Origin of the sequence: Leptothoe sp. EHU-05/26/07-4 (assembly GCF_043421015.1) — a bacterium.
Lineage (GTDB): Bacteria > Cyanobacteriota > Cyanobacteriia > Phormidesmidales > Phormidesmidaceae > Leptothoe > Leptothoe turfae.
Genome location: NZ_JAXSQV010000004.1, coordinates 306,628 through 320,755, shown reverse-complemented (window position 1 = coordinate 320,755; position 14,128 = coordinate 306,628). Strand labels below are relative to the sequence as shown.

At 49.1% G+C, this 14,128-nt stretch carries 15 protein-coding genes; 10 read left to right on the top strand and 5 right to left on the bottom strand.

Going from position 1 to position 14,128, the window contains the following annotated elements:
* The first annotated feature begins 18 nt into the window (after window positions 1-18).
* The 5 genes from U2F10_RS14505 to hetR all read left to right on the top strand — a co-directional run bounded on the left by U2F10_RS14505 (window position 19) and on the right by hetR (window position 4,908).
* Window positions 19-591: a YdcF family protein gene (locus tag U2F10_RS14505; protein WP_499872992.1), complete on the top strand. Its 573-nt coding sequence runs from the start codon at window positions 19-21 to the stop codon at window positions 589-591.
* 56 nt (window positions 592-647) lie between these two features.
* Window positions 648-1,397, top strand: a complete 750-nt coding sequence (locus U2F10_RS14500; protein ID WP_163671149.1) for a DUF533 domain-containing protein — start codon at window positions 648-650, stop codon at window positions 1,395-1,397.
* Between the two features lie 23 nt (window positions 1,398-1,420).
* Complete coding sequence (locus U2F10_RS14495; RefSeq protein WP_499872506.1) at window positions 1,421-3,205, top strand: FAD-dependent oxidoreductase; 1,785 nt, start codon at window positions 1,421-1,423, stop codon at window positions 3,203-3,205.
* A 135-nt stretch (window positions 3,206-3,340) separates the two neighbouring features.
* Window positions 3,341-3,739, top strand: a complete 399-nt coding sequence (locus U2F10_RS14490; RefSeq protein ID WP_499060786.1) for a hypothetical protein — start codon at window positions 3,341-3,343, stop codon at window positions 3,737-3,739.
* Between the two features lie 263 nt (window positions 3,740-4,002).
* Window positions 4,003-4,908 carry a heterocyst differentiation master regulator HetR gene (gene hetR / locus U2F10_RS14485; protein WP_036020477.1) on the top strand — a complete coding sequence of 302 codons (906 nt, stop codon included), beginning with the start codon at window positions 4,003-4,005 and terminating at the stop codon, window positions 4,906-4,908.
* Window positions 4,909-5,076: 168 nt separating this feature from the next.
* Here the strand turns inward: hetR and U2F10_RS14480 are convergent, their stop codons facing one another.
* The 3 genes from U2F10_RS14480 to csaB form a co-directional block, all read right to left on the bottom strand.
* Window positions 5,077-5,304 carry a hypothetical protein gene (locus tag U2F10_RS14480; protein ID WP_163661409.1) on the bottom strand — a complete coding sequence of 76 codons (228 nt, stop codon included), beginning with the start codon at window positions 5,302-5,304 and terminating at the stop codon, window positions 5,077-5,079.
* 224 nt (window positions 5,305-5,528) lie between these two features.
* The gene (locus tag U2F10_RS14475) at window positions 5,529-6,881 is read right to left on the bottom strand and encodes a hypothetical protein (protein ID WP_163661411.1); all 1,353 of its coding nucleotides are present in this window, start codon (window positions 6,879-6,881) and stop codon (window positions 5,529-5,531) included.
* A gap of 183 nt (window positions 6,882-7,064) precedes the next feature.
* Window positions 7,065-8,141 carry a polysaccharide pyruvyl transferase CsaB gene (gene csaB, locus U2F10_RS14470; protein ID WP_499060787.1) on the bottom strand — a complete coding sequence of 359 codons (1,077 nt, stop codon included), beginning with the start codon at window positions 8,139-8,141 and terminating at the stop codon, window positions 7,065-7,067.
* A gap of 185 nt (window positions 8,142-8,326) precedes the next feature.
* On the opposite strand from csaB, the gene U2F10_RS14465 reads away from it, so the two are divergent.
* The 4 genes from U2F10_RS14465 to U2F10_RS14450 are packed head-to-tail and all read left to right on the top strand — an operon-like array spanning window position 8,327 to window position 11,104.
* Complete coding sequence (locus U2F10_RS14465; RefSeq protein ID WP_163661414.1) at window positions 8,327-8,623, top strand: DUF2499 domain-containing protein; 297 nt, start codon at window positions 8,327-8,329, stop codon at window positions 8,621-8,623.
* A complete protein-coding gene (locus U2F10_RS14460; RefSeq protein ID WP_163661416.1) occupies window positions 8,616-8,912 on the top strand; it encodes a DUF3593 domain-containing protein in 297 nt (98 codons plus the stop codon). The genes U2F10_RS14465 and U2F10_RS14460 overlap by 8 nt, the downstream gene beginning before the upstream one ends.
* Window positions 8,913-8,956: 44 nt before the next feature.
* Window positions 8,957-9,634 (top strand): Uma2 family endonuclease, encoded by a 678-nt coding sequence (locus U2F10_RS14455; RefSeq protein WP_499872504.1) that lies wholly within the window; start codon window positions 8,957-8,959, stop codon window positions 9,632-9,634.
* A gap of 24 nt (window positions 9,635-9,658) precedes the next feature.
* Window positions 9,659-11,104, top strand: a complete 1,446-nt coding sequence (locus U2F10_RS14450) for a protein adenylyltransferase SelO (protein WP_163661420.1) — start codon at window positions 9,659-9,661, stop codon at window positions 11,102-11,104.
* A gap of 53 nt (window positions 11,105-11,157) precedes the next feature.
* On the opposite strand, the gene hpsJ-B is transcribed toward U2F10_RS14450, so the two are convergent.
* The gene (gene hpsJ-B / locus U2F10_RS14445) at window positions 11,158-11,940 is read right to left on the bottom strand and encodes a hormogonium polysaccharide biosynthesis protein HpsJ (protein ID WP_163661422.1); all 783 of its coding nucleotides are present in this window, start codon (window positions 11,938-11,940) and stop codon (window positions 11,158-11,160) included.
* A 143-nt stretch (window positions 11,941-12,083) separates the two neighbouring features.
* Window positions 12,084-12,764, bottom strand: coding sequence for a deoxyribose-phosphate aldolase (gene deoC / locus U2F10_RS14440; protein ID WP_499867324.1), 681 nt, complete (start codon window positions 12,762-12,764; stop codon window positions 12,084-12,086).
* A 373-nt stretch (window positions 12,765-13,137) separates the two neighbouring features.
* On the opposite strand from deoC, the gene U2F10_RS14435 reads away from it, so the two are divergent.
* Complete coding sequence (locus tag U2F10_RS14435) at window positions 13,138-14,082, top strand: glycosyltransferase family 2 protein (RefSeq protein ID WP_499867325.1); 945 nt, start codon at window positions 13,138-13,140, stop codon at window positions 14,080-14,082.
* Window positions 14,083-14,128 lie beyond the last annotated feature (46 nt).

The following is a 14,128-nucleotide window of genomic DNA, read 5'->3' as shown; positions in this document are numbered from 1 at the left end:
AACCCATCAGTGCCCAAAATGCGTCGCAAAAATCGTCGCTTAACTCTGGCGTCCTTGCTGCTCTTAGCAACAGGACTCTGGCTTGGTCAATGGCACATACGCGGTCGCCTATCGTCACCAACGGTTGCGCTGGTCTTAGGGGGGGACACTCATCGGGAAGAGTTTGCGGCTGAATTCGCCACTGATCATCCTGATATAGACGTATGGATTTCATCGGGGGCAAATCCTGAATACGCCACTTGGGTATTTCAAGAATCTCAGGTATCTCTAGAAAGGCTGCATTTGGACTATCGAGCCGTGGATACGGTGACTAACTTTACGACGTTAGTTGATGATTTTGAGCGGCTGGGAATCAAAAGCGTTTATTTAATTACATCGGACTACCACATGCGACGGGCAAATACCATCGCCACCATCGTGTTAGGTAGTCGCGGCATTCATTACAAGCCTTTACCCGTAGCTTCTGAACGTCCACCAGAGCCATTGCTCCGCAGCTTTCGTGACGGAGGTCGCTCAATTCTATGGGTATTTACTGGTAAAACTGGATCGGAGTTGGCTCAGCTGTCGTCCAAGTTGCCCGCTCTTCCGTAGCTGTTGGGGCAGGGTTGCTCTCCCCGGCAGACATTTGATGTTTTTCGAGGCTGGCTATGTCTTCTACATTGAAGGATTCTCTCTACACTGAAGAACAGATTAAAGCCTGGTTGCGAGGGCTGTTGGCGATTGCCTGGGCCGATGGTGAGTTTGATGCTCAAGAGCAAGAGCTGATCCACACCATGATGGATGAGGATTTTGCCCCAGGTCTGGATTTTGAAACCTTTGAGCCCATTACACCAGCAGATCTAGCAACTGTCCTCAAGCCGAATCCAGGCGCTGCGGAAAACTTTTTGCGAATGGCGGTGATGGTTGCGATCGCAGACGGCATCTACTCCGCCGCCGAAGATAAAGTCCTTATGGAGTTCTGCCAGGCCCTCAATCTCGACACAGCCATCCTACAGACCCTGCAATCAACCCTCTACAACCTGCGTCAGATCAAGGAAGAGGTTCAACCTGGCACCAGTCTGATCAAAGATAAAAAAGATAAAGCCACCCCCGTCGCCGCTGCTGCCAGTCCCCTACAGCCCCCCACTCCCAAAACCGGCCCTGATCCGCTTAAGCCTATGCGCGAGTGGCTGGACCAGCTAGAAGTCCAAGACCCGCGTCTGGCCCGCTTTGTCTGCAAAATGATCCCATCCCAGTGCCCCTTTGAGCGCGATGTCACCCTATTTGGCAAAAAAGTGGTACACATTCCGCCCATGTGTAAGCTCAACCCACTTTACGAACAGCTAGTGGGGCTAAGATTTCGGGCCCTGTCTCATCTAGCCGATGACCTGGGCGAGGATGTCACACCTTATTTGTAGAAGAACTTAAAACTCAGGGTGTGATGGAAAATCTTAAAACTGAAGTCCTCGTAGTCGGCGGCGGCACGGGCGGTACTGCGGCGGCCATCCAAGCGGCCCGGTTAGGTGCACAGGTATTGTTAGTGAGCGAATGGCCCTGGTTGGGCGGCATGCTCACCGCTGCTGGAGTCACCGCACCCGATGGCAATGAGCTGGCCGCATTTCAAACGGGTCTGTGGGGAACGTTTCTGAGAGAACTGGAACAACGACAACCGGGGGGCTTACACAATGGCTGGGTGAGCTTCTTCACCTATGAACCAGCGGTGGGCGCAAGCATTTTTGCCGACTGGGTAGCCGCTCTGCCCAATTTGACCTGGCGTTGGGGTCACCACCCTCGAGAAGTATTGCGGTCAGGCAACCGGGTCACTGGAGTGGTGTTTGACCCGTTTTCCGTAGAAGCCCAAATCACAATCGATGGCACTGAGCTGGGAGATTTACTGGCCTTGGGAAACATCCCCTATCGTTGGGGGTGGGAATCGCAGGAGAAGTGGCAGGAACCTAGTGCACCTAACTCTCTCACCGATCCTGCTGATCCGTTGTTTCCTGCCATTCAGCAATACCCGGTGCAAGCCCCCACCTGGGTCGTCGTAATGCAGGACTACGGCACAGGTGAAACCGCGCCACTGATTCCCTCAACTGGCTCCCAAGCCTCGTTTGTCGGGGCCTGGGAGGGCTATGGTCCAGAGCAGTTTCTCAACTATGGGCGGCTGCCAGGCAATCGCTTTATGATCAACTGGCCCCAGCAGGGAAATGACTACGGTGTGGGCCTGGAGCGCCTGATTGAGCCAGAGACGACGCGTTATGACTATTGGCAGGAGGCCAAGAACCACAGCCAGGAGTTTGCTCGTTTTATTCAGGCTCAACTAGGGCAACGCTATGGTTTAGCCGAGCATGTCTTCCCTGAGCTGGAAGGCACCCCCGGCGGCGGTGGGTTTGCCCTTTATCCTTACTACCGTGAAAGTCGGCGACTGGTGGGGCTAACGACCGTGAGCGAGCGAGATATTTTGCCAGTGCCGGGTAGTCAGGTGGCTCCGTTGCCAGTGAATGAAGAGGGTGTGGTGGATGCGATCGCAATCGGCAACTATCCCAACGACCACCATTATCCTGGCTTCAAGATGCCCCTTGCCCCCAAAGCTATTGGTTGGGGAGGCCGCTGGACAGGAACACCCTTTACTATTCCTTACCGAGCCCTGGTGCCAGCTACTGTTGATGGGCTCTTAGCCTGCGACAAAAACATTTCCGTCACTCATATTGCCAACGGAGCCACCCGTCTCCAGCCCATTGTCTTAGGCATAGGACAAGCTGCTGGGGCAGCTGCCGCCCTATGCATCCAGCATCCATGCCAACCCAGGGAACTGCCCGTAAAGCACCTACAGTACACTCTGCTACGGGACCCTCAAGCCCCTGCCATGCTCATCCCCTGCTTTGACCTATTGCCTCAAGACGAACATTGGCTCAATCAACAAACAACATTTCTAGATACCCCAACGGCATATCCCGCAAGTGGCTTTACAGACTCTTCAAGAACATCGAGCCAGAATTTCACGTCTGGTAACCATATTTTCTACGGCCATTATCAACGGGGTAAAGACCATAGTCATCAGCTGCTTAGGGATACTGAAACCATTAGCCTTGTCGCTATCTCTCCCCAAGCAGCAATGCAACTAATGCAGGTCACTGCTGGCAGCAAAGTTAAGGTTTTCGGCATTCATAATCTGGGTGGTGCCTGGATTTTAGTCAAAGCTATCCAATCAGTGGACGATGTGTAACACACAGTACTAAAAATCGGTGTTACCACCCACACTTTTTTCACGTAGTTTTTCCTGAGTTATTTGTCAATTCCATGTAATCAGAAAGTAGCAATACTACTCATTTTCTGACCCATGAGAATTTCTCTATCGGTAATGTCAGTTGCTACTACCATCAGCCTTTGCAGCTTACTAGGACTATCTATTACTTCTAGCTCGCAGTTAGTTGACCGTGGCAGTGGACGAATCACAACAGCTCAAGCTGACCGTGGCAGTGGACGAATCACAAATACCCAAGTTGACCGTGGCAGTGGACGAATCACAAATACCCAAGCTGACCGTGGCAGTGGCCGGATCACGATTGCTCAAGCTGACCGTGGCAGCGGTCGGATCACGATTGCCCAAGCTGACCGTGGCAGTGGTCGGATCACAAATACTCAAGTTGACCGTGGCAGTGGACGAGTTACAACCGACCAATCTTATCGCGGTAGCGGTCGTATTATGAACGAAACCATTGACCAAGCGTACCGTGGCAGTGGTCGTTTAGTTGCTTAGAGGATAGTTTTATGGCCCCTAACCAACTTTTTCAGCAAAAGGCCACACAAAACACTATAGATATTAATCAGAAAAAGTTTTACGCTAACCGTTACAAGCTAGTGAGGAAATTAGCTATCAATGTTGAAGTTCCTCTGTCTGATTAAACAAATCAAGAATTATTGGTGCTTCTTTAAGGTAGCCTAGTTCCACTACGTAGATTTCCATTCGCTATATCAGCGTGTGTCTATCCCTAAGCGTCCATGACCAATGTTCAATCACCGATGACTGCTGATGCAGATCTGATTAAACGCCTGGAACCCAGTGCCATTGATCAGATCATGATGTACTTGGCATTCAGTGCTATGCGTACTGGCGGTCATCGCCACGGTGCGTTCCTAGATGCGGCAGCGACCGCAGCCAAGTGTGCAATCTACACGACTTATATAGAGCAGGGCCAAAACCTGCGCATGACGGGGCATTTACACCATATTGAACCCAAACGTGTTAAAGCCATCGTAGAAGAAGTACGGCAGGCTTTAAGCGAAGGTAAATTGTTAAAGATGTTGGGTGCTCAAGAACCCCGCTATTTAATTCAATTTCCCTACGTCTGGCTCGAAAAATATCCCTGGGAACCAGGGCGCTCTAGGCTAGTAGGCACTAACCTAACATCAGAAGAAAAAGCCCAAATCGAGCAAAAGCTGCCGTCCAATCTACCAGAGGCTCAACTCATAACCTCATTTCAGTTTGCTGAGCTAATTGAGTTTCTCCATGCTCGTTCTCAAGAATCTGTTCCCAATGGTCGACAGCTGCCGCTGAGTGAAGCCTTAGCAGAACATATCCGCCGTCGCTTACTTTACTCTGGTACGGTCACTCGCATTGATTCTCCATGGGGTATGCCCTTTTATGCATTAGCTCGGGCGTCGTATATTCCGACAGATGATGCTGAAAGAACTTACACCATGATTGAGGATACAGCCCGTTATTTTCGCATCATGCGAGAATGGGTTGCCCGTAAAGATGGCACCATGAGGGTCTTGGAGTCTCTTGATATCCCCGCAGAGAATCGTCAACAGGCCCTTGATGAATTGGATTTACTCTTACGAAAATGGGCTGACAAGTATCACCAAACCGGTGGTGAACCTATGGTTTTACAAATGGCCGTAGGTGTAGGCGACATTGATGGCTAGTTCAGCCAAAGCTGTCTGTAGCTTCTATTTGGATTCATATTAGCAACGGCATCAGCGAGGGAGGCAATTCCAGCTGATGCCGTTATTATTACGTCTATCACTGCCTAGGATTACTGTCTAAGCATTTTGACTCATCCCACAACAATCTTCTCAACTTAAATACTCTTCTCAAAGAGTATTCCAAGCTTGGGTCAGGATGTCTCCCAGCAGATGGCGACTTTTTCTATCTAACAAGGCATCGTCAGCCATTAGTTCAGTAATAACATCATCCAGGCTTTGACCTTGAGAGCGAGCAGTCTCAATCACATGGATAATCGCAGTGGCTATATGCGCTTCGCTCACAGACTTATCTGGAGAAGAGCTTTCTAAAACAGTTTTTAAAGATGACGGGCTCATATTTTATTAATAGGTAAGATGCAAACTCTACCCGATGGGCTCAGGCAAATCGCAGGAATATTTATCAACTAATACCGACAGATCAGTTCAGACGCACCTGCGAACTAGCATTTGCAAGGAATAGCTACCTGTTCCTCACACATATTGACCAGAAGTTAACAAAGTCTAACCTAAGTTGACCAAGAAAAAGTTTTTAATTTTGGGAATTGCGGTTAAATTTTCCCTTAAGCTTGCGCTGTAGGAGGTTGTTTTTTTAGACGAGGAAAGTTTGGTAGATCAATCGCAGATAAGGACGTAATTCGTTTCTGGGGCTTCAATGGATTGACTAAAGGTGATGGAGTACCCTGGGCAGACATTACAGGCAGATAAGTATCAGTCAATCCCCCTGTACGCGAAGCTTGTACACGAGCCAGGATTTCACTGGCCTGCGGAGATAACTGGGAGGAAATTGTTGTAGCATCCCCTAAGTTATCTGCCATAACAGAGTCGTTAGTTTCCTGAGGCTCTTTAGCCCAAGGAGAGGGTTCAGTAAACTGAGAGGGTTCAGTAAACTGAGGAGACTCTTCAGTTTCCATGGGAAGGGTTTGTCCCTCAGCTGCTGGGGCAACTTCATCGGGACCCATTACTCTGGCTAAGTCATGCCACAGCTGATCTTCGGCCTCAGTTGCTAATCTGGTTTCAACCCTCTGAGCATCTAACATGATCTCAGGGGTCTGAACGGTAACCTGAGGTCTGCCTTGCGCTCCCCGAATCAAGGACTCAAGCTGAGGATCTAACTTGCCATGGCCTAATGTAGACTCCCAAGGGCGAATTTCGTCTGCTTTGGGCATGGCCAGGTTTGATACATCAAGCGGTGCGACAGAACTATTGGATGCCTCTGTAGACATACTCAAACACTTTTCAAGGGCGGCTTTGAATTGCAGTGTGTAGCGCTGCTGCCTCTGGAGCCGCGCTCTCAAATCTCGACAGTTTGTATTGGCCTGCAATAATTCCTGAGACTGCTCAGTATTTTGCCTAAGTAGGGTGTTATGCTCGGCTTCTAACTGGGCTGTCCGCTCTCGATAGGCAGCCAACTCTGTCTGTAGGGTTTCGTTTAGCATCTGGTGATGCTGCAATGACTGGTTGCTTTGTTCTAGTTCAGTGACTAATTGTACAATTTCACGATCACCCACACGGTTTACGTCAGGGGCACGATCAATCTCAGCCTGGAGGGCAGCTTGCGATCGCTCCAGAGATTCTTCTAACTGAGATACCTTAGCCAGCAGTACATCGTTGCACTCATTTAGGTCCCGCACCAAATTAAGCAGTTCGGCCTCACGCTGATGACCAGTCTGCTCAGTAGCGGTTTCAGAAATACTGTTACCTGGGAGTGTGCTAGAAGAATCCATAGCGTTAGTTTGCAAATTAGGGGTAGTCCCTGGAATTTCATCGATAATGACCGTACCTGGGAAATGGACGGTCTGCCAGCTATTGTTATCTGAATTTTCAACAGGTAACTGTGCCCCATGCGACGAAACGTCACGGGGAGTGTTCCCGTTATCAGGAAAACTATCGTTTGATCTGGCGAAATTAAACATTATGTTTCAAAGCGCCGCAATAGCAAAGCGGATAACGATGGCATATTACGCCAATCTCCCCACAGTGTTAACACAGAAAATTTGATTGAGCACAAGTTCCTACCAGGAATTACCAATAAATCAGTACATTCAAGGAATTTCTCAATCGTTAAAATGTATTAAAAAGTTACACGAAAGTACGTTTCATCCTACATGATCAATATCCTCAACAAGGGTTTGCGCCAATAAGGTGCTGTGTATTAAAGCACGATCAACATGGGCACGAACCTGTACATCACTTAAGCCATCACCATTGGCATAATGGTCTAACCACTGCTGAGTCATGGTGTGGGCATGGTCAGGGATGAGTGGCAACGGGTCGTTAGGGGAAAGTCCCCAGCCCGGTAGCGACAGTTCTTGCATAATCTGGGTGACCTTAGGGTCATAGCTAATGGCAAAACAGCGACAGCCCTCGGCAACGGCCATAACAACACCGTGAAACCGCATGGCAATGGCCATTTCAATCCCGCGAAAGACGCCTTTGAGCTGCACCGGATCGGCCACTTGGATAATCTTGTGGGGACCGTTCAGATGTTGGGCAATATGGGTTGCGATCGCACCATCCTTAACCGGTTGAAAGGGCAATAACACAACACAGGTTTGGGTTGCTGCCTGAAAGTCTGCAATGGCTTTTGTTAAATTTGTCAGTCGTTCCGGTGTCAGCTGAGCATGGCCCCGCAGCACAACAGCAATTCGAGGTGCAGGTAAATCCGCAAATCCTGCTAAGGGGCTAGACTTGAGTGCCCAGACAGGATCTGGGGCTAGCTGACAGTTAATTCTCCAATCGGCCAGCAGTTGGGCAGAAGCACTGTCTCGCACACTAATCCCATCACAATTCTTCAGAGCCCAGCGGGTAATCCATTGACTGCTACGTCGCTTTAAAGGCCCCATTCCCTGGCCCCAAGCAATGGTACGCAGCCCCAGCCACTGCGCCAGTATCATCAAACCACCGTAGTACAGCGGATTGATAGCACTGGTGGCATCCTGCATTAAACTGCCCCCGCCCCAAATAAATGCCTGAGAACTTTTTAGAGCCGACCACACCGCCGACAAAGATTTTCTTGGCACCGCTTCAACACCATAGCGTTGAGCCGTTTCCTGGGGATTACCGGAGAGAACAATGGGGGTGACAGACGGCGGCAATAGCTGTAGCAACGTTGCTAACAGCGCCTCATCGCCGCCATTGCCCATGCCATAGTAGCCACACAACACTGCCCGCATGCACGCTGTTCCCTTAACTGTCTGCCGAATCTACTTTAGACTAGAGCTCGTGGTTATCCCAGGGCACCCACAAGGCGATGCCCAGACAGGTAGGCAATAGCCCACCTTCATTAACCCATTTTGACCTGGAGCAATTAAAAGGGAATGCCCCTTATCGTTGCCCCTACCATTGACGTTCTAGATTTATGCACGCCCTCTCGATTCCTACCTGGATGGTTCATATCTCCAGCGTGATTGAATGGATCGCCGCCATTTATTTTGTCTGGCAGTTTGCTGATATCACCGGCTGGCTCGCATGGAAATGGTTATCCTTCGGCATGCTACCGGCCTTGGTCAGCGCCATGTGTGCCTGTACCTGGCATTTTTTCGATAATTCTCCCTCTCTAAGCTGGTTGGTAATTTTACAGGCCTCTATGACCATGGTAGGTAACTGTACCGCCTGTGCTGCTGCCTGGTATATCTGGAGACAAGCCCGTGTCTAAAGAAACCTTGTTCGCGATGTCCCTATTTCCTTATCTAGGGTTTCTTTATTTTTTAACCAGGTCAAGGCAGACACCCAAGTTGGCATTAACTGGGTTCTACGTGCTGCTCATTTTCGTAGCAGTGACTATTCCAGCAGGCATCTATGCTCAGAAAGCTTACGGTCTAGAGCTTGCCAATGTGGACTGGCTCCACGGCAGTGCTGAGATTTTCCTCACACTCTCTAACATTTTTGTAGTGCTAGGCTTTAGAAACGCAGTACAGAAACTAAAAGCAAAGAAAGCTAATTGAGGTTTCTGCTAGAGATACCAGCAACTGTGGCGTAGGTAATAACAATGTCTGCTGTTTTAACTGCCAAAAATAAGTCTAGTCTTGCAGAATGGTACCAGGCCCAGTGGGGTGACTATGTCCGCTATCGAGATAGCTTGTCCCCTGATCAGTACCGTTTATTTTTTCATCAAGGCTATCTACTCATCACCGAAATGGGCTGGGAAGACATCACCCACGCTACAATTTGCGACTTATTCACTATCATTCTGGGTTTCTGGTTCAGTATCCATCCTGAACAAATAGCTAGTTCACTGGGTCGATGTCTTATCGAAAAAGATAAAGACACGGCTGGTGCACCTGATTTAGTCCTATACCTTGGTGATGACTATCCACGTTGGGAATCTGGTCAACCTCGCAGAATTGACTTACACCAATGGCGTGCCCCCGATTTGGTGGGCGAAATTTCAGACACGACTTTAGCGAGTGATTTAGATGAAAAGAAGCAGCTTTATGCCGCGCTTGGTATTCCTGAATATTGGGTAATCGATGTGCGAGGCATCCGTGTTTTTGCGTTTGCACTACAGTCTGATGGTAACTATCAGCTGACTGACACCTCCCAGGCATTAAAGGATTTACCCATAGCCCTTTTAGAACAGACCATTGCCAAGCTAGAAAACAACAGCAACATTACTGCCGCACAATGGTTTAACCAGCAAGTCTTAGCTTTAAGAGATACTAAATAAAGCCTACTTTTTGATCCCTTCTCTGTGACCGAGAATCCTTTTCTAAATTTGACCTATGAGCCTGCCTTAGAGGCCTTAGGCGATGACTATTATGACGTTGTTGTAGCAGCCAGCTTTCCTCAACACATTCTGCGGTTTCGCAATGATGACCTCTTACCAAGGTTGAACCTAGAGCCAGATAACGTCAGTGACTTCGACTTTATCGAAGCATTCGGGCAGTTTCAACAACGCTCACCGTTGATGGCCCTGCGCTACCACGGCTATCAGTTTGGTGACTACAACGTCGCGCTGGGTGATGGCCGTGGCTTCCTTTATGGCCAAGTGAGAGGTACCGATAAAGTACTCTATGACTTTGGCACTAAAGGTTCCGGCACCACACCTTACTCTCGCAATGGAGATGGGCGATTAACCCTCAAGGGTGGCGTTCGAGAAATCTTAGCCTCTGAGGCTCTACATGGGCTTGGGGTCAACACATCTCGATGTTTTAGCTTGGTGGAAACCGGTGAAAGCCTATGGCGCGGGGATGAACCATCACCAACTCGGTCATCAGTCATGGTGCGCTTCAGCAAATCTCACATTCGGTTTGGCACCTTTGAGCGGCTGCACTATCTGGGACGTGCTGACCTAATGTCTCCCTTACTCGATCATGTGATTGAGGTCTACTACGCCCATTTGCTGGGTATACAGGATCCACAGGAGCGCTATGGGCAGTTTTATGCCGAACTCGTGCAACGAGTAGCCCAGTTGGCAGCCCAGTGGATGTCAGTGGGCTTTTGCCATGCTGTACTCAATACCGACAACATGTCGATCACTGGGGAAAGCTTTGACTACGGTCCCTACGCTTTTATGGATGAGTTTAACCCTCGGTTTACAGCGGCCTATTTTGACTACATGGGTCGCTACAGCTATGGCAACCAGCCTCGGGTATGCGAATGGAATCTACGGATGTTGCAGAAGCCTCTGGCACTGATTATGGCTGCCGAAGATTTGGAAACTGGCCTTGCCCGCTATCGCGATCATTATTACGCTGCCTACAAACAGAAAATGCTAACCAAGTTAGGCTTTGGGGAACTGCTACCGGAACTTGGGGATGAACTGCTGCGCTTAACCCTAGAACTGTTAGAAAAAACACAGGTGAGTTATCACGACTTTTTCACGGGGCTAACGGGCCAGTTTTCCCCACAATGGTGTGAAGACCCCGAGCACATTCTACAGACGACGGTTGAAAACTCTGATGATGAAGCAGCCACACTGCTCAAGGCTTGGCGATTTCACTATCACACTTGCCTGACCACGCTGTCGTCAGAGGAGATTACCCAGATAGGTCAATGCTTACGCCAGCACAATCCAACAACTGTGTTGCTACGACCTGAAATTGAAGCAATTTGGGAACCCATCGTTGCTGAAGATAATTGGCAACCGTTCTACGATCTAGTGGCCAAACTTCAAGACCCGTTTGGTGAAGGTTAATCGTGTAGAACCTTTCCATGAAAGGGTTCTACACGATTCATAATACCGCTGATTTAAATGGCCAGCAGACGTCTGATGCCACTGATGCCAATGCCAGCGTAACCAACAGCTAACAAAATGCTACTTAAGGCGATACGAATACTTGCCTTAGTTGCCTCCGACCGCACCCGCTTAGTCGCTTCTTCGCGACGGGTGCCAATTTCTGTTTCTAGACGCGTACGCAGTTGAGAGGCTTGACCAGAGAGAAACTCATCTAAAGATTCTGGGTTTTCCTCAAACTGACGAATTTGAGCTGCCTGCTCTGCAGTGACATTACCGCTAGCCACCAGCTGATCAATTTGTTCTGGATTATTCAATAAGCTGCTGATGCGATCGCGTTGCTGAGTCACCTCTACATTAAGACGCTGCTCCAACTGATTAGCGGCTTCAGTAGCTTCAGTGGAGACCTGGGTCAGCGCTTCCTGGCTCTGCAACCGCACATTATTCATATGCACCGGTGCCAGGACAGCAAATAGCAAACCTAGGATGCAAGCCAAGAGACAGGTCCAAAAACGCACATCTAGAAACAGGCTGCCACTACCGCGCTTACCACGGACATAGCTATCAATCCAAAAGCCAGTGAATAGTAGGGCAATACCCACTAAAGGAACGATGCCGCGATCAACTAGCTGGGTAGTCGTTGTGATTTGCCAGGTACGGTTCAGTAAATCTGGCGGTAATAGTAGCACCAGAAAATCCACTAAAGCGGCCAAAATGGTAATACCACCCACCAGCTTGAGAGCTAGAGCAGCAATGGGAGATGGCGCATTACTCGTCGATTGAGCAGAGGAAGTCATGTACGATCACGAAGTGCTACATCATAGTTAATAGTGCCCGACATAGTTACCGTTGGGGTAGATTGCCAGAAAAAAATATGCAGTTTTCTTAATTATTTAGCTTTCCTGACGTTCTTAAGTACAACACAAGAAATGCTAAATGCCTAGCCAGCGCCCTGAGCTTTCGTGGCCCGCTGCCGCAAAATATCGGGACCGCGCGATGTGCCCAGGCGAGTAGCCCCTGATTCAATCAGCATGAGTGCCTGATCAGGGGTACGAATACCACCAGAGGCTTTGATGCCAACTCGACCACGGCTGACGTCTTTGAGCAAGCGAACGTCTTCTACGGTCGCTCCACCATGCCAGCCAGTACTAGTTTTAAGGAAGCTAACGCCCGCATCCATACAGACATCGGCTGTCGTTCTTTTCTCAGCTTCGTCCAACAGCGCCATTTCCAAAATGGCTTTTACACACTGCCCCGTAGCTTCCACAATCTGGGCTAATTCTGCATGTAGCCGTTCTAGTTGACCCGATTTGACCCAGCCCAGGTTAATCACTACGTCCAGTTCAGTTGCGCCATTTTCCGTCGCTTCTTGGGCAGCAAACAACTTGCTAGCTGACGTCTCTGCTCCGGTCGGAAAACCAATCACGGTACTCACAGGAATAGAACTCTCATGCAGGTTCTCAACCGCCCGTTGAACATGCACTGGATAGACACAGACACTGGCAAACCCAAAGCGTTGAGCTTCTGCACACCAGTGATCGACATGCTCTAAGGTGGCAGTGGGCACCAATAGGGAATGGTCGATGTAGGGGGCAATATCAATATCAATAGAGGTGTTCATGGCTCAGCGAAAAAATGGAAAACCGAGTAAATAGCCGATTAGAGAAGGCTTTATACGTTTGAAGAATAGATAAACAGAACTTGATAGCTGAGACTCAATTACGTAACTTCAGTAAAGTTTAATGAGTACATTCACAATAAAGCGGGAATTTTGATCAGAGCTAGATGGCTCAACTATTATTAAACAAGAGATTCATTAAAGGCTTGCAAGCCTACATTATGGCTCTTTAAAGCCTGTCTGCATCGATTCCCACCATCGATTTGTAATCCAAACAACTGCATAGTTTAAGCGGTAGGCAGTTTGTGCCTGACATTTGTGCCTGACATAGTCTTACTCCTTATTTCAGTACATTTCCTTTTTATTCAAGATTTTTATGGCTGAGCTATCTATTTCCGCCATTATTTGCACCCATAATCGTGATCAATACTTGGCAGCAGCCATCGATAGTTTGTTGACTCAGACGCTACCTGATATCGAAGTCATCGTAGTTGACAATGCTTCGACCGACACCACAGCAGAAATCGTCCAGATGCGACTGTCGGACCCTCGGTTGCGCTACGTGTACGAGCCCACATTGGGACTGTCTACCGCCCGTAATACCGGGGCAAACGCTGCTAACGGGGATATTGTGGCTTACCTTGATGATGATGCGGTTGCCAGTTCTCAGTGGTTAGCATCCCTGCTAGAGGTATATGAGAAAAATAGTAAGGTTGCAATCGCAGGTGGCAAAGTCACCCTCCTCTGGCCCCCCGACGTGGTTCAGCCACCCGCCTGGCTGTCAGACGATTTAGCCAGTGGCTTAGGGGCCTATGATTTAGGCGATCAGGTACGTTACATCAAAAACCCGAGTCTGACCCCCCGAGGTCTCAACTACTCCCTGCGCAAAACCTTCTTAGATTCCGTTGGTGGCTTTGACGTCAACCTTGGTCGGGTTGGCAAAAATCTGCTTTCCAACGAAGAATTACACATGACTCAGTTAGCGCTTAGAAATGGCTGGGATGTTGTATATGTTCCTGATGCGCTGGCTGCTCACAATGTATCCCCCGCTAGACTTAAGCCAGGCTGGTTCCTAAGCCGTAGCTGGTGGCAAGGCATTAGCGAATGCTACCGTGAGCAAGTATCAGGGCGCGCTGGTGTAGCTCAATTACGATGGGGTGGGGAACGCCTTGTGCGCGGTGTTTACAAGACCGTCAAATACGTTAACGACCCAGCACAACGGTTTGAGAATTTGACCTATGCCTATGGTCAGCTGGGCTATTTGGGCAGTGTTTTGCGATACCTAATCAGACCCTACAAACCTGCTAAGTCATCCGCCTAGCTTGGCACCATAATTAGTTAGATGTTAGTTAGATAAAAACCTTACT

Coding starts and splice junctions, on each gene's coding strand:
- U2F10_RS14505 (WP_499872992.1), top strand. CDS start 19: ATGCGTCGCAAAAATCGTCGCTTAACTCTGGCGTCCTTGCTGCTCTTA.
- U2F10_RS14500 (WP_163671149.1), top strand. CDS start 648: ATGTCTTCTACATTGAAGGATTCTCTCTACACTGAAGAACAGATTAAA.
- U2F10_RS14495 (WP_499872506.1), top strand. CDS start 1,421: ATGGAAAATCTTAAAACTGAAGTCCTCGTAGTCGGCGGCGGCACGGGC.
- U2F10_RS14490 (WP_499060786.1), top strand. CDS start 3,341: ATGTCAGTTGCTACTACCATCAGCCTTTGCAGCTTACTAGGACTATCT.
- hetR (WP_036020477.1), top strand. CDS start 4,003: ATGACTGCTGATGCAGATCTGATTAAACGCCTGGAACCCAGTGCCATT.
- U2F10_RS14480 (WP_163661409.1), bottom strand. CDS start 5,304: ATGAGCCCGTCATCTTTAAAAACTGTTTTAGAAAGCTCTTCTCCAGAT.
- U2F10_RS14475 (WP_163661411.1), bottom strand. CDS start 6,881: ATGTTTAATTTCGCCAGATCAAACGATAGTTTTCCTGATAACGGGAAC.
- csaB (WP_499060787.1), bottom strand. CDS start 8,141: ATGCGGGCAGTGTTGTGTGGCTACTATGGCATGGGCAATGGCGGCGAT.
- U2F10_RS14465 (WP_163661414.1), top strand. CDS start 8,327: ATGCACGCCCTCTCGATTCCTACCTGGATGGTTCATATCTCCAGCGTG.
- U2F10_RS14455 (WP_499872504.1), top strand. CDS start 8,957: ATGTCTGCTGTTTTAACTGCCAAAAATAAGTCTAGTCTTGCAGAATGG.
- hpsJ-B (WP_163661422.1), bottom strand. CDS start 11,940: ATGACTTCCTCTGCTCAATCGACGAGTAATGCGCCATCTCCCATTGCT.
- deoC (WP_499867324.1), bottom strand. CDS start 12,764: ATGAACACCTCTATTGATATTGATATTGCCCCCTACATCGACCATTCC.
- U2F10_RS14435 (WP_499867325.1), top strand. CDS start 13,138: ATGGCTGAGCTATCTATTTCCGCCATTATTTGCACCCATAATCGTGAT.